At 71.1% G+C, this 21,620-nt stretch carries 17 protein-coding genes; 11 read left to right on the top strand and 6 right to left on the bottom strand.

From position 1 onward, the window contains the following. The first annotated feature begins 62 nt into the window (after positions 1-62). Complete coding sequence (locus RS86_RS09150; protein ID WP_045271936.1) at positions 63-2,201, top strand: RecQ family ATP-dependent DNA helicase; 2,139 nt, start codon at positions 63-65, stop codon at positions 2,199-2,201. Positions 2,202-2,682: 481 nt separating this feature from the next. Here RS86_RS09150 and RS86_RS09145 read toward each other — a convergent pair whose 3' ends face one another. From RS86_RS09145 to pdhA, 3 genes are read right to left on the bottom strand one after another with little or no spacing between them, the layout of a single operon-like run. Further along, complete coding sequence (locus RS86_RS09145) at positions 2,683-4,182, bottom strand: dihydrolipoamide acetyltransferase family protein (RefSeq protein ID WP_045271935.1); 1,500 nt, start codon at positions 4,180-4,182, stop codon at positions 2,683-2,685. Further along, positions 4,179-5,237, bottom strand: coding sequence for an alpha-ketoacid dehydrogenase subunit beta (locus RS86_RS09140; protein ID WP_082076705.1), 1,059 nt, complete (start codon positions 5,235-5,237; stop codon positions 4,179-4,181). The genes RS86_RS09145 and RS86_RS09140 overlap by 4 nt, the downstream gene beginning before the upstream one ends. Further along, a complete protein-coding gene (pdhA, locus tag RS86_RS09135; RefSeq protein ID WP_082076704.1) occupies positions 5,234-6,391 on the bottom strand; it encodes a pyruvate dehydrogenase (acetyl-transferring) E1 component subunit alpha in 1,158 nt (385 codons plus the stop codon). Before pdhA ends, RS86_RS09140 begins: the two co-directional genes overlap by 4 nt. A gap of 151 nt (positions 6,392-6,542) precedes the next feature. Between pdhA and RS86_RS09130 the strand changes: the two genes are divergently transcribed. Beyond that, positions 6,543-6,980, top strand: coding sequence for an Lrp/AsnC family transcriptional regulator (locus tag RS86_RS09130; protein WP_181158196.1), 438 nt, complete (start codon positions 6,543-6,545; stop codon positions 6,978-6,980). Between the two features lie 60 nt (positions 6,981-7,040). Then, a complete protein-coding gene (locus RS86_RS09125; protein ID WP_045271934.1) occupies positions 7,041-7,550 on the top strand; it encodes a phosphoribosyltransferase in 510 nt (169 codons plus the stop codon). A 329-nt stretch (positions 7,551-7,879) separates the two neighbouring features. On the opposite strand, the gene RS86_RS09120 is transcribed toward RS86_RS09125, so the two are convergent. Next, a complete protein-coding gene (locus RS86_RS09120) occupies positions 7,880-8,647 on the bottom strand; it encodes an IclR family transcriptional regulator (protein WP_045271933.1) in 768 nt (255 codons plus the stop codon). A gap of 262 nt (positions 8,648-8,909) precedes the next feature. On the opposite strand from RS86_RS09120, the gene dhaK reads away from it, so the two are divergent. From dhaK to ptsP, 3 genes are all read left to right on the top strand, one after another. Then, positions 8,910-9,905 carry a dihydroxyacetone kinase subunit DhaK gene (dhaK, locus tag RS86_RS09115; RefSeq protein WP_045271932.1) on the top strand — a complete coding sequence of 332 codons (996 nt, stop codon included), beginning with the start codon at positions 8,910-8,912 and terminating at the stop codon, positions 9,903-9,905. 181 nt (positions 9,906-10,086) lie between these two features. Continuing rightward, positions 10,087-10,731 carry a dihydroxyacetone kinase subunit DhaL gene (gene dhaL, locus RS86_RS09110; protein WP_052680182.1) on the top strand — a complete coding sequence of 215 codons (645 nt, stop codon included), beginning with the start codon at positions 10,087-10,089 and terminating at the stop codon, positions 10,729-10,731. 7 nt (positions 10,732-10,738) lie between these two features. Continuing rightward, the gene (gene ptsP / locus RS86_RS09105; protein WP_082076703.1) at positions 10,739-13,243 is read left to right on the top strand and encodes a phosphoenolpyruvate--protein phosphotransferase; all 2,505 of its coding nucleotides are present in this window, start codon (positions 10,739-10,741) and stop codon (positions 13,241-13,243) included. Positions 13,244-13,270: 27 nt separating this feature from the next. On the opposite strand, the gene RS86_RS09100 is transcribed toward ptsP, so the two are convergent. Continuing rightward, entirely contained in the window at positions 13,271-13,921 is a 651-nt protein-coding gene (locus RS86_RS09100; RefSeq protein WP_045271931.1) for an HAD-IA family hydrolase, read from the bottom strand. A 100-nt stretch (positions 13,922-14,021) separates the two neighbouring features. On the opposite strand from RS86_RS09100, the gene RS86_RS09095 reads away from it, so the two are divergent. The 4 genes from RS86_RS09095 to RS86_RS20385 all read left to right on the top strand — a co-directional run bounded on the left by RS86_RS09095 (position 14,022) and on the right by RS86_RS20385 (position 19,042). After that, positions 14,022-15,167: a DUF998 domain-containing protein gene (locus tag RS86_RS09095; RefSeq protein WP_045271930.1), complete on the top strand. Its 1,146-nt coding sequence runs from the start codon at positions 14,022-14,024 to the stop codon at positions 15,165-15,167. A 136-nt stretch (positions 15,168-15,303) separates the two neighbouring features. Beyond that, on the top strand, positions 15,304-16,737 hold the full coding sequence (locus RS86_RS09090; protein ID WP_045271929.1) for an aldehyde dehydrogenase family protein: 1,434 nt from the start codon (positions 15,304-15,306) through the stop codon (positions 16,735-16,737). A 3-nt stretch (positions 16,738-16,740) separates the two neighbouring features. Then, the gene (locus tag RS86_RS09085) at positions 16,741-18,243 is read left to right on the top strand and encodes a GMC family oxidoreductase (RefSeq protein WP_045271928.1); all 1,503 of its coding nucleotides are present in this window, start codon (positions 16,741-16,743) and stop codon (positions 18,241-18,243) included. 502 nt (positions 18,244-18,745) lie between these two features. Further along, positions 18,746-19,042 carry a hypothetical protein gene (locus RS86_RS20385; protein WP_152642129.1) on the top strand — a complete coding sequence of 99 codons (297 nt, stop codon included), beginning with the start codon at positions 18,746-18,748 and terminating at the stop codon, positions 19,040-19,042. A gap of 43 nt (positions 19,043-19,085) precedes the next feature. On the opposite strand, the gene RS86_RS09075 is transcribed toward RS86_RS20385, so the two are convergent. After that, a complete protein-coding gene (locus tag RS86_RS09075; protein ID WP_045271927.1) occupies positions 19,086-20,114 on the bottom strand; it encodes a LacI family DNA-binding transcriptional regulator in 1,029 nt (342 codons plus the stop codon). Between the two features lie 153 nt (positions 20,115-20,267). Between RS86_RS09075 and RS86_RS09070 the strand changes: the two genes are divergently transcribed. Beyond that, the gene (locus tag RS86_RS09070; RefSeq protein WP_235281726.1) at positions 20,268-21,620 is read left to right on the top strand and encodes an ABC transporter substrate-binding protein; all 1,353 of its coding nucleotides are present in this window, start codon (positions 20,268-20,270) and stop codon (positions 21,618-21,620) included.

The raw sequence follows: 21,620 nt of genomic DNA, 5'->3' as shown, positions 1-21,620 counted from the left end.
CGAGACTATTCCCGTGACCGCATCGGTGCGGCGATGTCCGCGGGAGAGGGCAGGGTGGAGGCATGACGTCGAACGCAGGCACCGCCGGAATCAGGGATCAGGCGCTCGAAGCGCTGCGCGCGCTCGTGGGCCGCCCCGATGCGGTGTTCCACGACGGGCAGTTCGAGGCGGTCGAGGCGCTGGTGGCCGACCGCCGCAGGGCGCTCGTCGTGCAGCGGACCGGATGGGGCAAGTCCGCCGTGTACTTCGTCGCGACTCTGCTCCTGCGTCGGGCCGGCGCAGGACCGACCGTGCTGGTGTCGCCGCTGCTGGCCCTCATGCGCGACCAGATCGGCGCCGCCGAGCGGGCCGGGGTGCGAGCGGTCGCGATCAACTCGACCAACGCGCACGAATGGGCCGATGTGCTCGAGCAGCTCGACCGCGACGAGGTCGACGTGCTGCTGGTCTCGCCCGAGCGGCTCAACAATCCCGCGTTCCGCGAGCAGCAGCTGCCCGCCCTCGTGCGCCGGATCGGCATGCTCGTGGTCGACGAGGCGCACTGCATCAGCGATTGGGGGCACGACTTCCGCCCCGACTACCGGCGGCTGCGCGACCTGATCGCGCAGATGCCGTCCGACGTGCCGGTGCTGGCGACCACCGCGACGGCGAACAGCCGGGTGGTGGCCGACGTCGCGGAGCAGCTCGGCACGAGTGGCGCGCACACCGAGGGTGAGCCCTCCGGATCCGGATCCGAGGTGCTCACGATCCGCGGACCGCTCGCGAGGTCGTCGCTGCGGCTGGGGGTTCTGCGCCTGCCGGATGCGACGAGCCGGCTCGCCTGGCTGCTCAGCCACCTCGACGACCTTCCGGGATCCGGCATCATCTACACGCTGACGGTGGCCGCCGCGGTCGACACGGCACGGCTGCTGCGCGAACGCGGGCACGAGGTCCGCGCCTACACGGGCCAGACGGATCCTGATGAGCGCGCCGAATCCGAGAGCATGCTGAAGCGCAACGCGGTGAAGGCGCTGGTCGCGACGAGCGCACTCGGGATGGGCTTCGACAAACCGGATCTGGGCTTCGTCCTGCACCTTGGCGCCCCCTCATCACCCGTCGCGTACTACCAGCAGGTGGGTCGCGCGGGGCGCGCGAGCGAGAGCGCCGACGTGCTGCTGCTGCCCGGTGCGGAGGACCGCGACATCTGGCACTATTTCGCGACCGCGTCGATGCCGGACCGGGAGCGCGCCGAGCGCGTGATCGCGGCGCTCGGGGATCAGCCCGTCTCGACGCCGGCGCTCGAGGCGATCGTCGACATCCGGCGCACGCCGCTCGAGCTGCTGCTGAAGGTGCTCGACGTGGACGGCGCGGTGCGGCGGGTGCAGGGCGGGTGGATCGCCACGGGGGAGCCGTGGAGCTACGACGCCGAGCGCTACGGCCGGATCGCGGCGGAGCGCCTCGCCGAGCAGCAGCACATGGTCGAGTACGAGCAGACCGGCGGGTGCCGCATGGAGTTCCTGCAGCGCACTCTCGATGACGCGACCGCTGTGCCCTGCGGGCGGTGCGACAACTGCGCGGGCGTCTGGTTCCCGACGGAGGTCGGATCCGCTGCGGCGGCCGCAGCCACGACGTCGCTCGACAGGGTCGGCGTGCCGATCGAGCCGCGTCGCGCCTGGCCGACCGGGGCGGACCGCCTCGGAGTGCCGGTGAGGGGGCGCATCGACGCGGCGGAGCAGGCAGGTGAGGGGCGCGCACTCGCACGGCTCACCGACCTGGGCTGGGGCGGCACGATGCGGGAGCTGTTCGCGGCCGGCGCCGTCGACGGGCCGGTATCCCCGTCGGTGCTGGCCGCCTGTGTGCGGGTGCTGGCCGATTGGGGCTGGGCGGAGCGCCCGGCCGCGGTCATCGCGATGCCGTCGCGATCGAGACCCCAGCTCGTCGAGTCGCTGGCGCAAGGGCTCGCGAGCATCGGCCGGCTGCCGTATCTCGGCGCGCTCGGTCTCGCGGATGGCGGGCCGACGGGTGGCCCTGGTGGCAACAGCGTCTTTCGTCTGGCAGGCGTCTGGGACCGCCTCAGCGCAGACGGCATCGACGTCCCCGCAGGTCCCGTGCTCCTCGTGGACGATATGGCCGACAGCCGGTGGACGCTCACCGTCGCCGCCCGCCTCCTCCGCCGTGCGGGTGCGACCGACATCCTGCCGTTCGTGCTCGCGCTGCGGGGCTGAAGGCCGCGCCGACGGTTCATCCTCCGGATCGTCTTGAGGCTTGCCCTCCGGTTTGGGGCGCACCAGCGCGTTTTGGGGCGCGTCACACCGGGATTTCGTGAGGAGACGCGCCCCAAACGGGATGATTGCGCCCCAAAACGTGAGTTTCGGGGTCTGGGGGCCGGACCGGAGGAATCGAGACGGAGATCGAAGGGTCGTATCCCTGGATCCGGATCCGGATCCGGATCCGGATGATGCTCTGAATCCGAATGATGCTCTGAATCCGGATGATGCTCCGGATTCGGTTGCTGCTCCGGATCCGGATGATGCTCCGGATCCGGACGCTGCTCCCGGCACGTTCACCACCCGGTTTCGGGGCGCGTTCATGCGTTTTGGGGCGCGTCACCGCGAGATTCGGCGTCGGGACGCGCCCCAAACGGAGCAGGCGCGCCCCAAACCGGGCGGGAGCGGCAGCGGGCGCGGGTCAGCGCACCCGCCGGGGTCAGCGCACCCGGCCGAAGGCGCGGGCGGGGTGCTCCAGGAGTTCCATGACGCGGCGCAGGAACGAGGCGGCGTAGCCGCCGTCGCACACGCGGTGGTCGAAGACCAGCGAGAGCTGCGCGATGCGCCGGGCCACGATCGCGCCGTCGACGACCCACGGGCGCTCGATCATCCGGCCGATGCCGAGGATCGCGACGTCGGGGTGGTTGATGATCGCGGCGGATCCGTCGACGCCCAGACCGCCGTAGTTGTTGAGCGTGAAAGTCGATCCGCGCAGCCGGTCAGGCGGCATGGATCCGGCACGGGCGGTCGTCGCGAGTTCGCGCAGCGCGGCGTCGAGCTCGTCGACGCTGAGTTCGTGCGCTCGCGGGATCACCGGCACCATGAGACCGCGCTCGGTGTCGGCGGCGACGCCGAGGTTGACGCCGTCGAACGAGAGGATCTCGGTCGCGTCGTCGCTGAGCCGCGAGGCCAGGAGCGGGTGCTCGGCGAGCGCGATCAGCACGAACCGCGCCACGAGGGCCGTGACGGAGGGGGCCTTGCCGCCTTCCGGCGCCATGGCGGCGCGAAGGTTCCAGAGCTCGGTGACGTCGACGTCGACCCAGACCGTGGCCTCGGGGATCTCGGACCGGCTGCGGGTGAGCTTGGCGCTCACAGCCTTGCGCAGCGGCGACATCCGCTCGCGGGAGGCGACGGCAAGGCCGTCGACGGTTCCCCCGGCGCTCTCCGCAGTCCCGGGCGCTGCCGCGGGAGCACCTCCCGGGGAGGCGAGCGCGTGCAGCGACATCCCGTCCACCGCCTGGTCGACGGCCGCGCGCAGCACATCGGCGCGGGTGACGGCGCCGTCGGATCCGGTGGGGCTGATCCGACGCACGTCGACACCGAGATCCCGCGCGAGCCGGCGGACGAGCGGGGAACGCACCGCGACCGGGCCGTCCTTCGTCTCGCTGCGCTCGCTCAGGAACCGGTCCGGGGATGGGGACGTCGATGCGGGGGGCTCCTCGGGTGCGGTGTTTCGTCTCGGTCGCGGCGGCGCCGCGTCCTCGCTCAACGACCCCAGGGTGTGACCTGCCGTGCGGCGTGCGCGGCGGCGGCCCGATCCGGCGCGTTCGGTCGTGCCGTAGCCGATCAGCACGTTGCCGGAGCCGGATCCCGCACGCTCCTCGGCGCGATAGGCGTCCTTCTCGACGTCGCCGCCCGTCGCGGCTTCGGCGGCGGGAGCAGCCGGATCCGCCGGAGCCGCGACAGCATCGGGATCCGCGACCTCGAGCACCGGGGCGCCCACATCGATCGTCTCGCCGGGCTCGCCGTGCAGCGCCAGGACCACGCCCGCGAACGGCGACGGCAGCTCGACGACGCTCTTCGCGGTCTCGACCTCGGCGATGGGCTGGTCGGTGCGGATGGTGTCGCCGACCTGCACCAGCCACTGCACGAGACCGGCCTCGGTGAGGCCCTCGCCGAGGTCGGGCAGGCGGAAGACCTTCGTCGTCGCGGTGGTCATGCTTCTTCTCCGTGCTCGTCGAGCCAGTGCAGCGTGTCGATCGCGTCGAGCACGCGGTCGGCGTCGGGCAGGTACCAGTGCTCGAACTTCGGCGGGGCGAACGGGGTGTCGAAGCCGGTGACCTTGCGCACGGGCGCCTCGAGGAACTCGAAGCAGCGCTCGAACACCCTGGACTGGATCTCGCTGGCCACGCTCGCGTAGCCCGGCGCCTCCGCGACGACCACGGCGCGGCCGGTCGAGCGCACCGCGGCGGTGATCGTGGCGTCGTCGATCGGGGTGAGGGTGCGCACGTCGATGACCTGCACGCTGCGTCCCTCGGCGGCCGCGATCCCGGCGGCCTCGAGGCACGTCGCCACCGAGGAGCCGTAGGAGATGAGCGTCACGTCGGTGCCCTCGCGGGCGACGCGGGCGGATCCGATCTCGCCGACGATCGACGTGTCGACCTCGCCCTTCGTCCAGTACAGCTTCTTCGGCTCGAGGAAGATCACCGGATCCGGCGACGCGATCGCGGCGCGCAGCAGCGAGTACGCGTCCTGCGGGGTGGACGGGCACACCACGGTCAGACCCGGTGTGTGCGCGTAGTAGGCCTCGGAGGAGTCGCAGTGATGCTCGACGCCGCCGATGCCGCCGCCCGTGGGGATGCGGATCACCATCGGCATCGGCAGGGCGCCACGGGTGCGGTTGCCGAGCTTGGCGACGTGGCTGACGACCTGCTCGAAAGCGGGCAGCGCGAACGCGTCGAACTGCATCTCGATCACGGGACGCATGCCGTTCATGGCCATGCCGACCGCGGTGCCGACGATGCCGGACTCGGCGAGCGGCGTGTCGAAGCAGCGGTCCTCGCCATAGCGCTCGGTGAGGCCGTCGGTGATGCGGAACACTCCGCCGAGGGCGCCGACGTCCTCGCCGAAGACGATGACGTCGGAGTCGGCCTCGATCGCGTCGGCGAGGGCGCGGTTGAGGGCCGCCGCCATCGTCATGGTCTGCACGGTCGACGCGGTCCGGTCCTCGGGGTGCGCGGCGTCCACACGGACGTCCTCGTGGGCGATGGTCATCGGATGCCTCCTCCGGGAGCGGATGCTTCGTGGGCGGATCCGGAGCGCGCCAGCTCGTCGCGCAGCTGGTGCCACTGCTCCTGCAGCTGCGGCGACCTGGTGCTGCGCACGAATCGGAACAGGTCTTCCGGATCGAGGTCGGTGTCGGCGTTGAGAGCATCGCGGAGCGCGGCGGCGATCGTCTCGGCGCCCTCCGCGAGCTCCTGCTCGCGGGCCTCGTCGAGCAGACCGCGGGCGGTGAGATGCGCGCGCAGGCGCGTCAGCGGGTCCTTCTCGGCCCAGGCCTGCACCTCGGCGCGCTCGCGGTAGCGCGTGTCGTCGTCGGCGTTCGTGTGCGCCTGCATCCGATAGGTGTGCGCCTCGACGAGGGTCGGGCCTCCTCCGGCCCGCGCGCGGTCCACGGCCTCGCCGAGCACCGCGAGGAGCGCCGCCACGTCGTTGCCGTCCACGCGCTGGCCCGGCATGCCGTAGCCGATCGCCTTGTGCGCGAGGGAGGGGGCGGCGGTCTGCCGCGAGAGCGGCACCGAGATCGCGAACTCGTTGTTCTGCACGAAGAAGACGACGGGCAGGTGGAACACGGCGGCGAAGTTCAGCGCCTCGTGGAAGTCTCCCTCGCTCGTGGACCCGTCGCCGCACATCGCGAGCACGACCGTGTCCTCGCCGCGGTGCTTCGCGGCCTGCGCGAAGCCGACCGCGTGCAGCAGCTGCGTCGCGAGCGGCGTGGTCTGCGGGGCCACGTGGTGCTCGTGCGGGTCGTAGCCGGAGTGCCAGTCGCCCTTCAGCAGCACCATGGCGTCGGCGGGGGAGACGCCCCGGGCGATCACGGAGACCGAGTCGCGGTACGTCGGGAACAGCCAGTCCTGCGCGCCGAGCACGAGCGATGCCGCGATCTGGCAGGCCTCCTGGCCGTGTGAGGAGGGGTAGACGGCGAGGCGCCCCTGCCGGACCAGGGCGTTCGCCTGGTCGTTGATCCGGCGCCCCTCGATGAGGCCGCGATAGGCGCGTCCGAGGAGCTCGTCCTCGGGCATCGGGTAGCCGTCGTCGACGCGGGCGGATCCGGTCTCGTCGATGAGCCGCACCGGCTCAACGCGGGGGAGCAGATCGCGGGGATCCGCGTCGTGCGCGTGGCTCGTGGCAGGCATGGTGTGCTGCATCGGGTCCGCCTTCCTTGCCGAACGTGATGCCTCCAGTGTGCGTCCGGAAATGCAGTCGTCCAACAGGATCCCGGCGAATCTGGACGATTGCAGAGCAACCACGCCAGAATGATGCAGAGTGTCAATGAATCACGAGCGGGAAGGCGCACGCATGGCGGAGCTGGATGACATCGACCTGGCGATCCTCGACGAACTGCGCCGCGACGCGCGCGTGTCGATGACGGCGATCGCGGAGACCGTGCACATCTCGCGCGCGGGCGCTCATGCCCGCATCAAGAGGCTGACCGATGCCGGGGTCATCACCGGTTACACCGTGCGCACGGATCCGGTGCTGCTCGGCCACCACGCGTCGGCCTACGTGATGCTCGCGCTCGAGCAGCCGGCCTGGCAGGAGGTGCAGGAGCAGCTGCAGCGGATCCCCGAGGTCGAGCACATGGCGCTCGTGGGCGGGGACTTCGACGTGATCCTGCTGGTGAGAGCCAGCGATGCGCGGGACCTCCGCCGGATCGTGCTCGAGGACATCCAGGCGATCTCCGCGGTGCGCTCGACCCGCACCACCCTGATCTTCGAGGACTTCGGCCGGAACTGAGAGGAGTCCGGTGAGGGATCCGCGTACCCCGGAAGGGGATCCGCACGGCAGAATGGGTCCATGACGGATGCGGTGATCGAGCGCGAAGTGCTCACCTGGGATGGTTTCGGCGAGGCGATGCGGGATCTGGCCCGCGACATCCTCGAATCGGGCTTCGAGACCGAGGTGGTCGTCGCGATCGCCCGCGGCGGGCTGCTGCCGGCCGGCGCCATCGCGTACGGCCTCGGCGCGAAGAACTGCGGCGCGATCAACGTCGAGTTCTACACGGGCATCGGCACGGTGCTGGACGCCCCCGAGGTGATCCCGCCCGCCCTCGACATGGACTACCTGAACGGCCGTCGCGTGCTGCTCGTCGACGACGTGGCGGACTCCGGGCGCACCCTCGCGCTCGCCGTGGAGCTGCTGCGCGAGAAGGGCGCCGCCGTGCGCTCGGTCACGATCTACACGAAGCCCACCACGATCATCCAGCCCGACTACGCGTGGAAGGACACCGATCGCTGGATCGACTTCCCGTGGTCGGCCAAGGGCACGGTCCGCGAGGAGGACCTGGGTCTGCCCCCCACCGCCTGACCCCCTCCCTCTACTATCTTCCGAGTCGTCCCCGTGAGCGCACCCCATAGCGTGCGCTCACGGGGACGACTCTGTTGCGGAGGGTGCTCCCGCGGGGCCCATTGACCGCGAGACTGCAACTCCGCGACGAGAATGCGCTTCGCACCCGCTGTCTCGTCGCCCAGATGCAGTCTCGCGGATGGTGCCGCGGGGCGACTGCGCCGCGAGGGCGACTTTGCCGCGAGGGCGACTTTGCCGCGAGGGCGACTGCGCCGCGGGGGCGACTTTGCCGCGGGGGCGGCTGCGCCGCGAGGGCGACTTTGCCGCGGGGGGCGGTTGCGCGCGAGGGGTCAGTCGTCGGGGGGAGCGATGCGCGGGGGCCAGGCCGAGGCGCCGAGCTCGCGCGAGATGTTGCGTGCAGTATCGCGGAGCGCGTGCAGCACGGCGTCGGACGCGGGGCCGTCTGCCGTGGGGTACACCACGGCGACCGCCGCGACGATGTCGCCGCGGGCATCCGCGACAGGCGAGGCGAGCGACGACTCCCCGAGCACCGCCTCGTCGACCTCGGTCGCGTAGCCGTGCTCGGCGATCGCGGGCAGGGCCGCCGCGAGCACCGCGGGATCCGTGACGGTGTCACCCGTGAGGCTCGTCAGCGGATCCGCGAACACCGCGCGCTGGAAGCCGAGGTCGTGCGCGAGCAGCACCTTGCCCATGGCCGAGGCATGCGCCGGCAGCGCCGCTCCCGTCTCCAGCATCTGCGGGCTGTCGTCGGGCCGCAGCGCGTGATGGATCACCAGCACCTCGGCGAAATGCGGGGCGCCGAGCCGCACGGCCATCCCGGTGCGCCGCGCGAGCTCCTGCGTCCAGCGCATCGATCGCGCCCGCACGTCGAGGGAGTCGAGGTAGACGCTGCTGAGCTTCAGCAGCGTGGGGCCGAGCATGTACCGCTGTCCGCCGCGCTCCTTCGCGACGAGGCCGTGCTCGCGCAGGGACGACACGATCCCGTGCACGGTCGACGGCGGTAGCTGCAGCGCGGTCGCCAGGTCGGTGATGCCGAGATGGCGGGATCCCTGCAGCAGTTCGAGCACCTTCGCGGCGCGATCGATCGCCTGGATCATCGGTGCTGCTCCCTCCTCGACGGCGGCGGCGACGACGGTGCGGATCCGGCCGCCCGATGCCTTGACAATCCGACGGCCTCATCGCATATTCGACATTAACGAAAAGTATTCCGATTCTGGAGTGCTGTCGCCCCCGGCGCAAGAGGCCCCGTCCTCTGTGTCGTGGCACGCCCCCGGAAGGCGGATCCGTCGGGATCCCACGGCTGCGGAGTGCTGCTCGGACGACAACGTGCTGGTGGAACTGCAACAAGGAGGTCGCAGGATGAAGAAGCTCATCAACGCTCCGGAGGACGTGCTCGCAGAGTCGCTGCGCGGGCTCGCGCTCGCGCATCCGGAGCTCGACGTCGACATGGCGAACCGCGTGATCCTGCGCCGGGAGCGCAAGGCCGAGGGCAAGGTCGCACTGCTGAGCGGCGGCGGATCCGGTCACGAGCCCCTGCACGGCGGGTTCGTCGGGACGGGCATGCTCGACGCCGCGTGCGCAGGAGAGGTCTTCACCTCGCCCACGCCGGACCAGATGCAGGCCGCGACGAAGGCGATCGACCGCGGCGCGGGCGTGCTCCACATCGTGAAGAACTACACCGGCGATGTCATGAACTTCGAGATGGGCGCCGAGCTCGCCGCCATGGACGGCATCGAGGTGCGCTCGGTCGTGGTGGACGACGACGTCGCCGTGCAGGATTCGCTCTACACCGCGGGCCGCCGGGGCGTCGGCCTCACGGTGCTGCTCGAGAAGATCGTGGGCGCCGCCGCCGAGGAGGGACAGGACCTCGCCGCCGTCGCCGACCTCGCCGAGCGCGTGAACGGCCAGGGCCGGTCCATGGGCATGGCGCTGACCAGCTGCACCGTGCCGGCCGCGGGCAAGCCCACATTCGACCTGCCAGAGGACCAGATGGAGATCGGCATCGGCATCCACGGGGAGCCCGGCCGGCACCGTGTTCCGCTGGCGCCGGCCAGGGACATCGCGGCGCAGCTCGTCGAGCCGATCCTCGCCGACATGGACTTCACCGGATCGCCGGCGATCGTGATGGTCAACGGGATGGGGGCGTCTCCGCTCATCGAGCTGTATCTCATGTACGGCGAGGTCGCGGCGCTGCTCGAGAAGGCGGGTGTCACGATCGCCCGCAACCTCGTCGGCGACTACATCACGTCGCTGGACATGGCCGGCTGCTCCGTCACCGTGCTCAAGGCCGACGACGAGCTGATCCGGCTCTGGGACGCGCCCGTCGTGACGCCCGGCCTGCGCTGGGGCGCCTGACCCTCAGCCCCTCCCGACACCGGCTGCCCTTCCCGGCACCGGCGGATCGCCCCCTTCAGGTCGCGATCACCCCGTTCAGGTCGCGAAATATGCGCCGAACCGGGCAGCGGAGGAGCAGAAATCGAGACCTGAACGCCGAGAGCCCCTCCCCGACACCATCATCAGCAAGGAGTACCGCCGGATGCCGACCTCGAACACCATCCCGCTCGCCGTCCTCGTCGACTGGCTGCACCGCTTCCGCGACGCCGTCGTGACCCAGCGCGACTGGCTCACCGAGCTCGACTCCGCGATCGGCGACGCCGACCACGGCGCGAACATGGCGCGAGGCATGACCGCGGCCGTCGAGAAGGTCGAGCAGACCGCGCCGCAGACGGCGGACGAGCTGTTCAAGACCGTGGGCATGACGCTCGTCTCGACCGTGGGAGGGGCGAGCGGTCCGCTGTACGGCACGTTCTTCCTGCGGATCGGTGCGACGCTCGGCGTCGTGACCGACGTCGAGCCGTCTGCGCTCGCCGCCGGTCTGCGTGCGGGGCTGGAGGGCATCGTCGCGCGCGGCAAGGCCGAGGCGGGCGACAAAACGCTGTTCGACGCGATCGCCCCGGCGCTCGACGCGCTGGGCGCGGCGCTCGCCGACGGGAAATCCCCGGCCGAGGCGACCGCCGCTGCTGCCGCCGCAGCCGCAGCGGGCCGTGACGCCACGATCGACCTCGTCGCGCGCAAAGGCAGGGCCAGCTATCTCGGCGAGCGCAGTGCAGGACACATGGATCCGGGATCCGCGTCGGCCACGCTCCTGTTCGAGACGCTCGCCGCGGCCGTCGCGGGCTGAGGCGACGATGAGCGCCGTCGGCATCGTCGCCGTCTCGCACAGCCTGCGCCTCGCCGAGGCCGCACAGGAGCTCGCCGCGCAGATGGTGCCGGGCGGGACCGTGCCGATCGCACTCGCCGCCGGTGCCGGGACGGACGCGGACGGCGCCCCGATCCTCGGCACGGACGCGACGCGCGTGGCCGCGGCGATCGATGAGCTCGCCGAGGCCTGCGACGGGGTGCTCGTGCTGATGGATCTCGGATCCGCGGTGATGAGCGCCGAGTTCGCGCTCGAGCTGCGCTCCAGCGCGGTTCCGGTGAGGCTCGCCTCCGCGCCCTTCGTGGAGGGGCTGCTCGCGGCGTCCGTGACCGCGGCGCAGGGCGCGTCGCTGGACGACGTCGCGGCGGAGGCGAACGGTGCCCTGATCGCGAAGTCGGCGCAGCTGGGAGACGAGCCGCAGGCTCCGGCCGGGTCGGGGGGCCCTGAGCTCGAGGAGAGCGCGCCGGCGTCTGCGGTCTCGCGGCCGGGGGAGGCGTCGCGCACCGTGCTCGTGCGCAACCCCGCGGGCGTGCATGCGCGTCCGGCCGCGATGATCGCGCAGGCCGCGGCGGGAGCGGAGCTGCGGCTGCGGCGACTGCCGGACGGGGATCCGGTCCCGGCGTCGAGCATGATGCGCCTGCTCGCCTTCGGGGCCCGACCCGGAGACGAGGTGCAGCTGGCGGGGGATCCCGCCGCGGTGGAGCGCGTGGCCGCGCTTTTCGAGGACGGCTTCGGCGAGATGGACGGCACTCCGCAAGCGCCCGGGCCGTCGCCGGGAACCGCCCCGTCGGGGTCGTTGAGCGAGGACGCGCGGACGGGGGTGTCGAGTGGAACCGCCCCTGCACCCCCGTCCCCGGGATCGACGCTCCGCGGTCTCGGGGTGAGCCCGGGGCGCGCGATCGCGCCCGCCGCGCAGCTCGGCGCGGCGATCCCCGAGCCGTCCGCAGACCGGGTGCCGGCCGCCGATCGCGATGCAGAGGCGGAGCGGATCGCGCCCGCCACGGCCGAGGTCGTGGCGGCCCTGCGCGCGACGGCCGCCGCATCGGATGGCGAAGCCGCGCAGATCCTCGAGGCGACCGCGCTGCTGGCCGCGGATCCGGACTTCGCCGCGGGCGCCGCCGCACGCGTGCGCGCCGATGGCGCGTCCGCCGCCCGCGCGGTGTGGGACGAGGCCGCGGATCAGGAGCAGGTGCTGCGCGGCCTGGGCGGGCGCCTGGCCGAGCGCGCCGTCGACGTGCGGAGCGTGCGCGATCGCATCGTGGCGAGGCTGACCGGGCAGGAGATTCCCGGGGTCCCCGATCGTGAGGATCCGTTCGTGCTCGTCGCGCGGGATCTCGCCCCCGCCGAGACCGCGACGCTGGGCCGCAGCAGGTGCGTGGGGCTCGTGACCGAGGAGGGCGGACCGACCTCGCATACGGCGATCCTGGCCCGCGCGCTGGGCATCCCCGCGGTCGTCGGGGCGACAGGCGCGGTCGGCATCGAGCCAGGGACGACCGTGCTCGTCGACGGCGAGGCCGGGACCGTGCGTCTCGACCCGCCTGCCGGGGAGGCCGTGGCCGCCGTGGAGCAGGTCGCTGCGTTCGACGGCACAGGGCTGCTCGCGGACGGCACGGCGATCCCTCTGCTCGCCAACGTCGGCGGCGCGGCCGATGCGGTCGCGGCGGCCGAGGCCCGCGCACAGGGCATCGGCCTGTTCCGCACGGAGTTCTGCTTCCTGGATCGCGCCGAAGAACCGACGGTCGCCGAACAGGTCGCCGCCTATCGCGGGGTGCTCGCGCCCTTCGCGGGACGCAAAGTAGTCGTGCGCACGCTCGATGCCGGAAGCGACAAGCCGCTTCCCTTCGCGACCGCGGCGGACGAGGAGAATCCGGCGCTCGGGGTGCGCGGCCTGCGCGTCTCCGTGGCGCATCCGGCGCTGCTCGCGCATCAGCTCGCGGCGATCGCCGCGGCGGGCGCGGCCGAGAGCGCGCAGCTCGAGGTGATGGCGCCGATGGTCGCGACGGTCGAGGAGGCCCGCGACTTCGCCGCCGCCTGCCGGGAGGCGGGGATCGCGCGGACGGGCATCATGATCGAGACGCCGGCCGCCGCGCTGATGGCGGCGGAGCTCTTCGCCGTGGTCGACTTCGTGAGCCTCGGCACCAACGACCTCACGCAGTACACGATGGCCGCGGACCGCCTGTCGGCGCCGCTGGGCGCGCTCAATGACCCGTGGCAGCCCGCGGTGCTTCGTCTGATCGCCGCCGTCGGGGAGGCGGGGCGCGCCGCGGGCAAACCCGTGGGCGTGTGCGGCGAGGCGGGGGGCGATCCGGCCCTCGCACCCGTGCTGGTCGGGCTGGGCGTCACGAGCCTGTCGATGACGGCGCGATCCCTGGACCGGGTGTCCGCGCGCCTGCGCACGGTGACGGCCGAAGACTGCCGTCGCGCCGCGGCCGCCGCACTCGGTGCGGCGACCGCCGCCGAGGCGCGCTCAGCCGTGGCCGCCGTCCTCGGCTGATGGCCGGAGACCCGGCTCTCGCGAACGTCAGTCGATCGTGAGGACGAAGCCTTCGGGGGCGGGGGTGATCGTCACGTGCGTGAGATCGGAGACGACGGCGTCAGGGGAATAGGCGGCGGATCCCGTGCCCACCCCGACCACGCGCATCCCCGCGGCGCGGGCGGCCTGGATCCCCGCGCCGGAGTCCTCGAAGACGATGCAGTCGGCCGGATCCGCACCGAGCCGGGAAGCGCCGAGCAGGAAGCCCTCCGGATCCGGCTTGGAGGCGCTCACGTGCTCCGCGGTGACAGGGCCGGTCGGCACGCCGAGCTCGGCGGCGCCCATGCGGACGCGCATCAGCCGGTCGTCCGCCGAGGTGACGATCGCGTGCGGGAACGGGGCGAGTGCCTGCAGGAACGCGGCGGCTCCCGGCACCTCGACGACGCCGTCCACATCGCCGCTCTCGCGCTCGAGCATGACGCGGTTCTCGGCGAGGTTCTCCTCGTGCGGGCGGTCCGGCAGCATGATCGCCATGCTCTGATGGCCCTGGCGGCCGTGCACGACGCTCAGGACGAACTCCGGATCGAGTCCGTGGGGTTCCGCCCACGCCAGCCACAGCCGCTCCACGACGGCGGTCGAGTCGACGAGCGTGCCGTCCATGTCGAGCAGGGCGGCGCGGGCGTGGAAGGTCTGGGTCATGTTCTCAGGGTAGTGGCGGCGCTGCTCCGCGTTCCCCGGGTGAGGGCTCCGCGCGGCCATAGGCTGGACGGACGCGGGACGAGACGAGAAGGGCGGCGCGATGAGAGCCGAGTGGGACCGACTGATCCGGCGTCTGCAGGATGCGCGCGCCTCGGCGACGCGGCACCAGATGCGCGAGACCGACGCGTTGCTCAGCGGCGCCGTGGCGTTCGTACTGGGCTTCCTCGTCTCGCTCCTGGTCTTCTGGCATCGCACCCCGTCGATCACCGGGGCGTGGTCGGTCGGCGCGGTCGCCGCGATCGGGGGCGCCGCCGTCGCCGTGCTGAGCTTCACGGCGGGCCGCATCGGTCTGCGCGCCGAGGCGGCCGAGGCGCCGGACGAGCAGGATCCCCATGCCGCGAACGACGGCTTCGCGATCCCTGGTCAGCGCCTGCGCTGGTACGAGCTGACCGCGATCGCCCTCGCTCACGGCGCCGTCGCGCTGCTCGCCCTGTCCGGGCTCGGCGCCCTGCTCGAGGCGGGCTTTCGCGACGCCCCGGTCTTCGCCTTCCCCGGCGCCGTGCTCGTCGGCGTCGCGCTCGCCCTCACCGGGTACGTCTGCTACCTGAGCGCGATCGCGCTGAGCCCCACGTCGATCTCGCTGATCCTGTCGATCTTCCTCGTGATCGGGGCGCTCACGGCGATGCTCGAGGCGAGCGATCCGCACTGGTGGCGCGACAACCTCTCGGCGCTCGGCATGTCGAGCAACGCCTCGTCGCCCGCGTTCAACGGCACCCTCATCGTCGCGGGCGTGATGGTCACCACGATCGCCCGGTACGCGACCGCGGCGCTGCCCGTGCCGGAGCCGCGGGACGAGCGGGGGCGCACGATCGTGCGGGTCGCGCTCATCCTGATCGGGCTGCTCCTGGCGTGCGTCGGGGTCTTCCCGGTGGACCGCTTCTTCCTGCTGCACAACACGGTCGCGACGGGCATGGCGGTGTGCTTCGCCGCTGTGGTGATCGGACTGCCCTGGTTCCTGCGCCGGATCTCGCGCGTGTTCGTGGTGCTGGGCTGGGTCTACGTGCTCGTGATCGCGCTGCTCGGCGTGTTCTTCGCGACCGGCTACTACAACCTCACCGCGGTCGAGCTCATCGCCGCCGTGCTGATCTTCAGCTGGATCATCGTGTTCCTGCGCACGGCAGGCGCCGACCACGGGCCGTGGGACGCCGCGTGGCCCGAGCGCGCGGAGGCTGTCGCGGGGCACTGAGCCGCCGCGCCGGAAGAGCGCGCAGGATCCCTTCGCGGAACGACATGTCCGGCGCACTCGGCGACAACCGGCGGTCTTCGCGCCGGACGACAATGGGGAGCATCGACCGTCGTCCGCACACTCGAAGGAGAGACCGATGACCGACACGTCCGCCGCGTTCGCGCTGCTCGACCGCATCCAGGCGCCCGAGGGCTCCGGCCGCGACATCCCCGATGCCGCCACGCGCGAGATCATCGGCCGCGCTCCGGTGCAGACCGTCGCCGACCTGGACGAGGCGATCGCCCGCGCCAAGGCCGCGCAGCCCGCCTGGGAGGCGCTCGGCCACGCGAAGCGGAGCGAGCTGCTGCTCGCGGCGGCCGACGCCCTCGACGCGAACGCGGAGGCGCTCGCGCACCTGCTCTCCCGAGAGCAGGGCAAGCCGCTGAACGGCCCGAACGCGCGGTTCGAGCTGGGCGCGTGCTCGGCCTGGCTGCGCACGAACGCGACCACGGTGCTGGAGCCCGAGGTGCTCCTGGATGACGAGAACCTGCACGCGGAGCTCGTCTACAAGCCCGCCGGCGTCGTCGGCGCCATCGGCCCGTGGAACTGGCCGCTCATGATCACCATCTGGCAGATCGGGCCGTCCCTGCGGATGGGGAACACCGTGGTCGCCAAGCCCAGCGAGTACACGCCGCTGAGCGTGCTCGCGATGCTGTCGGTCATGAACGAGGTGCTGCCGGCCGATGTGCTGATCGGGATCTCCGGCGACCGCGAGGTCGGTGCGCGGATCGCGTCGCACCCCGACGTCGACAAGATCATGTTCACCGGATCCACGGCCACCGGCCGCAAGATCATCGAGAGCTCGGCCGGCAACCTCGCGCGGCTCACGCTCGAGCTCGGCGGCAACGACGCCGGCATCGTGCTGCCCGGCACGGATCCTGCCGCGATCGCCGAGGACCTGTTCTGGGGTGCGTTCATCAACACCGGACAGACCTGTGCCGCGATGAAGCGCCTCTACGTGCACGACTCGCTCTACGACCAGGTCGTCGACGCGCTCGCGGGTATCGCGGCATCCGTGCCGATCGGCAACGGCCTGGACGAGAACAACGTGCTGGGCCCGCTGCAGAACAAGCAGCAGTTCGACATCGTCTCGCGTCTGGTCGAGGACGCCAGGGCGCGCGGCGCCCGCATCGTGACGGGCGGCGAGGCGGCCCCCGAGCTCGGCGAGCTTTTCTACCGGCCGACGATCGTGGCCGACATCGACAACGACGCCGCACTCGTGCAGGAGGAGCAGTTCGGGCCGGCGCTGCCGATCATCCGCTACTCCGACGTGGACGAGGCGTTCGCCCTCGCCAACGCGGTCGACGTGGGCCTCGGCGCCTCGGTGTGGTCGAGCGACCCCGAGGCGGCGCGCGAGGCCGCGACTCGCATGCAGTCCGGCACGGTGTGGATCAACTCGCACGGTGGTCTGCACCCGATGGTGCCGTTCGGCGGCGTGAAGAGCTCGGGCTACGGCCTCGAATTCGGCGTCGCGGGTCTCAAGTCCGTCGCCGTGCCGCAGGTCGTCTCCGGCCCCGGTCGGAAGGCCTGAGCCATGGCCCGCTCCGCGATCGTCGTCGGAGCCGGCACCTCGGGGAGCATCGTCACCCGGCGTCTCGTGGACGCCGGGTACGACGTGACGCTCATCGAGGCCGGCGGATACGACACCAACCCCGCGATCCACGAACCCTCCCGCGCCGGCGAGCTCTGGCACGCCGCCGAGGACTGGGACTACTACACGGTGCCGCAGGAGCATGCGGCCGGACGCCGGCTGCACCTGCCCCGCGGCAAGGTGACCGGCGGATCCCACGCCCTGAACGCGATGATCTGGGTGCGCTGCGCGGCGGCCGACTTCGACGGCTGGGAGAGCGCGGGCGCGACCGGCTGGGGCTGGTCCGAGGTGCTGCCCGTCTACGAGGCGATCGAGAACGATCTGCTCCCCGTGACCGACGACTACCCGCTCGTGCCGATCCAGCAGTCGATCATCGACGCCGCGGGGGAGGAGGGGCTGGCTCACAACCCCGACTACAACGGCGGCACCCTCGACGGCGTCTCGCAGGAGCAGGTCACGATGCGGGGCGGTCGGCGCGTCAACACGTGGATGGCGTATGTGCGCCCGGTCGAGGACGCCTCCAATCTGCGGATCGTCACGGACGCCGAGGTGCACTCCGTGATCGTCGAGGACGGTGTGGCCGTGGGCGTGCGCCTGACCTCGGTCGCTGAGCCTGTCGAAGCGTCCGAGCTCCGTGCCGACGAGGTGATCCTCGCCGCCGGCGCTCTCGGCAGCCCCGCGATCCTGCTGCGCAGCGGCATCGGCCCCCGCGAGGATCTCGAGGCCCTCGGGATCGACGTGGTCCGCGACGCCCCCGCGGTCGGCGCGAACCTGCACGATCACCTGCTGTCGCCGGTGATCTTCACGACGGCGCGACCGGTCGGCGCGCCGGAGCCCGGCGTCTCCGTCACGCAGACGCACCTGTTCTGGCGCTCGCGCGACGACCTCGCAGAGCCCGATACCCAGCCCATCCACTTCTCGGTGCCGATGTGGGGCGAGCTCGAGCCTCGTCCCGGTGTGCACGGACCCGGCGACGGCTTCTCGCTCATGGCGGGGCTCGTCACGCCGCACAGTCGCGGTGCGCTGCGGCTGTCCGGTCCCGCGGTCGAGGATCCGCTCCTCATCGATCTCGCCGCCCTCGAGGACGACCGCGACGTCGCCGCGCTCGCGGCATCCGTGCGCCAGGCGCGCCGGATCGGCGCCAGGCCGGCGCTCGCCGCGGAGTGGGGCGCGACCGAGGCCTACCCTGGCCCCGACGTGCCGGATGCCGAGGTCGAGGACTGGGTGCGCCGCACCGCGGTCACCTACCACCACCAGGTCGGCACCTGCCGGATGGGATCGGATCCGGACGCCGTCGTGGATCCGCGTCTGCGCGTGAACGGCATCGCAGGACTCCGCGTGATCGACGCCTCGGTCATGCCGACGATCACCACGGGCAACACGAACGCCCCCGCTGCGGTGATCGGCGAGCGCGGTGCGCTGTTCGTGCTCGAGGACGCGGGCTAGGAAGCCGCGCGGGCCGGCCTCTCAGGCGGGAGAACCCCAGGGGCTTCGGCTCATGGGTGCGCAGGGCCGAGTGAGGATCGTCGTGTCGTACGCTCGTACTCATGCCCGATGGACGACGAGACCTATGAGCGAGTTCTGGCGCAGCGACCCGCTCTCGCAACGGGAGTCGCGTCGGTCCTGTCAGGAGGCCACGTGCTATCGGCCTCACACCTATGAGCGGTTCTCGATCGGTTGATCGACTCCGGTACGGCGCCGCTTACAGGGGTGCCCGGCGAGGCTGTGCAGTCGTTGGCAGTATCAGATGATCCATGCAGATGAGATCTGGATCGCATCCCTCCAGCCGCTTGTTCGCAGGCCACGAGGTTGAGAGCGTCGAGTCCACGCTCGGCGACCTCCTGCGGGGCCAGGACCGGCTCGCGTCGTCAAAGGCGCTTTCCGCGAGTCCGCGGCGGTCGTACACCCCCGCGATTCCGTGCCGATGCACGACGCGTATCGTGCCATGGTGACCCGTCTCATTCGCGGTGGCCGTCGGGTGACTATCACGGCCCACGATGCCGAACTCGTCGGCCGGCTTCGCGATGAGCACGGCGACGACCTGTGCGCCGAACATGTGGAGTTCGAAATGCTCCAGGGCCTCGGCACCGTGCTCCTGGACCGGCTGCGCGGAGAGAACCTCATCACCCGGGAGTACATCGTGTACGGCCCCGAATGGTGGCTCTATGTACTCAATCGGATCGCCGAAAGCCCCGAACGAGCGATCACTGCACTGGCCGATCTCAACCCGCAGTTCGCGTCGTGAAAGCGCGCAAGCGTGACAGGCCCCGCCGCCAAGGGGCGCGGGTCTAGGGTCCGTCGGCTCGGCCCACGGAGTCGCGCATGACGACCGGCATCGGGATCAGCGACTCGGTCGGGGGTTCGGGGTGAAGGAGCAGTTCGACCGCACGGGCGCCCATCGTCTCGTGCGGGAGGGCGACCGTGGTCAGGCCAGGGCGAAGGTAGGAGGCGATCTCGTCGTTGTCGAAGGAGATGATGGACAGATCCTCAGGGATGCGCACTCCGAGCTCGCCGGCCGCCTGGTAGGCGCCGAACGCGAGCCGGTCGTTCATCGCGACGATGGCCCTGGGCGGGTTCTTCTGCCGCAGCAGGCGTTTCGTGGCCTGGTAGCCCTCGGCCGGTTCCCACAGCCACACGGAGACCTCGGTGTCGAACGCGAGGTCCTGGTCCGCCATCGCGTCACGGATCCCGGCGACGCGCTGTGCAACGGTGGCCGAACGGAAGAGCTCCTTCTCCTTCGCCTCGCTCTGACCGAGCAGGGCGATGCCCTCCCGGAATCCGGCGTCCATGAGCACCTGAATCGCAGCCTGTCCTCCGCGATACTCATCGGGGAGCACGCAATGGGGGAAACGTGCGTTGGTGGCGTTCAGCATCACGGCCGGCGTCTCGATGCGCGCGTCGGGGAGGAAGAGCTCCCGTGCGCGCATGGCCGCGAAGATGACGCCGTCGACCTGCCTGTCGAGTGCGGCGCCGATCGCCTCCGTTTCGCGTTTGGGCTCGCCCCCGGTCTCGAGCACCATCATGACGTGCCCGGCCGCCTCTGCGGCCGCCAGGGCACCCTTGATGAGTCCTGACGCGAATCGGGTGGTCGCGACGACATCCGAGATGAAGGCGATCGTCTGGGTCTTGTTGGTCTTGAGTCCGCGGGCGGCGACGTTGGGGCGGTAGCCGAGCTCGGCGGCTGCGGCGTGCACACGGTCGTGCGCATCCTGGGAGAGACGGGTGTCGGGCTTGCCGTTCAGGATCATCGACGCGGCGGAGACGGAGAGGCCGGCCTTCTTGGCGACATCGGTCAGAGTTACGCGCCTGCTCAGCATCGAGAAGACCCTCCTTTTTGTGTGCGGTGGCCGCGCTCGGCCCGCTTCGCGTCCTGCAGTTGACAAACGTACGCGAATTGGTTCAGTATTGGCCCGCTGAAAGCTTTCAGCACAGGAATCGGGAGTGTCCTCCCATGACAAAGGAGTCTCTGCATGTCCGCATCTGCACGGGGAAGGCGGGTGCGCGGCGCAACGGCCGTCGCCCTGATCGCCTCGCTCGCCGCAATCGCCCTCACGGCGTGCGCGCCCGGTTCGTCGACCGGCGGCGCGACCGCTGCGACGAAGGTCAGCACTGAGCTGACGAAGGACAAGGTCCAGCTCACGATCGCCGATGAGACCGGGTTCCCGCTGACGGACGACCTGACCAAGGAATTCACCAAGCAGCACCCGAACATCACGTTCAAGATCACCCGCGACACGTTCCAGAACCTCACCGCGAACGCGCCGAAGCTGCTCGCGAGCTCGACGCCGCCGGACCTGATCCGGCTCCCCACCCTGGGCGACACGGTGAAGGACGGCCTCGTCGCGAACCTCGACCCGTACTTCACCGCCTATGGCTGGGACAAGTGGTCACCGGCGCAGCTGGCTCCGTTGCGGATGACGGCCGACGGGGTCCGCGGCAGCGGATCGCTCTACCAGCTCGGCCTCGGCTACAGCGTGACCGGCATCTTCATGAACACGAAGCTGGCAGAGCAGGCCGGCATCGGTGCGCCGCCGCAGACGCTCGCAGAGCTCGGTGACGACTTCGCGAAAGCCAAGGCAGCCGGCGTCGCTCCGTTGGTCGAGGGCGACAAGGACGGCGTCGTGAACTTCGCCGTCCAGGCGGCGATGAACCAGTACGCGGACAAGCAGCAGTTCCTCGACTGGATGTTCAACACGCCGGGCGCGAGCTTCAACACGCCAGGCAACGTCAAGGGCGCCGAGCTGATCCGTACCTGGGCTGACGCCGGCTACTTCCCCTCGGACATCAACGCCCTCGACTACTTCTCCTTCGTCAGCAGCTTCCAGGCCAGCGGGGGAGTGTTCACGTTCAACGGCAACTGGGAGGCGACGAACTACGCGAAGAAGCTGGGCAAGGACGTGACGTTCTTCTTGGTGCCGCCGGCGGAGAAGGGCAGCAAGCACGTCGCGATGGGCTCCGCGAACTCGTTCTCCGCCGCAGCCAAGTCCACGCACCTCAACGAGGTCGCGTACTTCCTCAACTGGGTGCACACCAATGACAAGGCGCGCCAGATCGTCGTCGACGTCACCGGGGCCGCTCCGGGCGGCGAACCGTCGCAGGCGCAGCCGAAGGTGGAGAAGGGTTCCATCACTGAGCAGGTGCTCGCAGCGGCGGCGCAGGTCGCCAAGGAGGACGGTCAGGTCGACTTCATGGCGAACACCACGGCCGGGATCTACGCGGGTGTGATCATCCCGGAGTCGCAGCTGCTCGTGACCTCCCAGATCACAGGTCAGGAGTACGTCGACAAGGTGCAGGCGTTCTATGCGCAGGAAGTGAAGAAGTAG

Source organism: Microbacterium azadirachtae, from assembly GCF_000956505.1.
Lineage (GTDB): Bacteria > Actinomycetota > Actinomycetes > Actinomycetales > Microbacteriaceae > Microbacterium > Microbacterium azadirachtae_A.
Note: the sequence above shows the minus strand (reverse complement) of the source record. Positions and strands in the feature narration are given on the sequence as shown.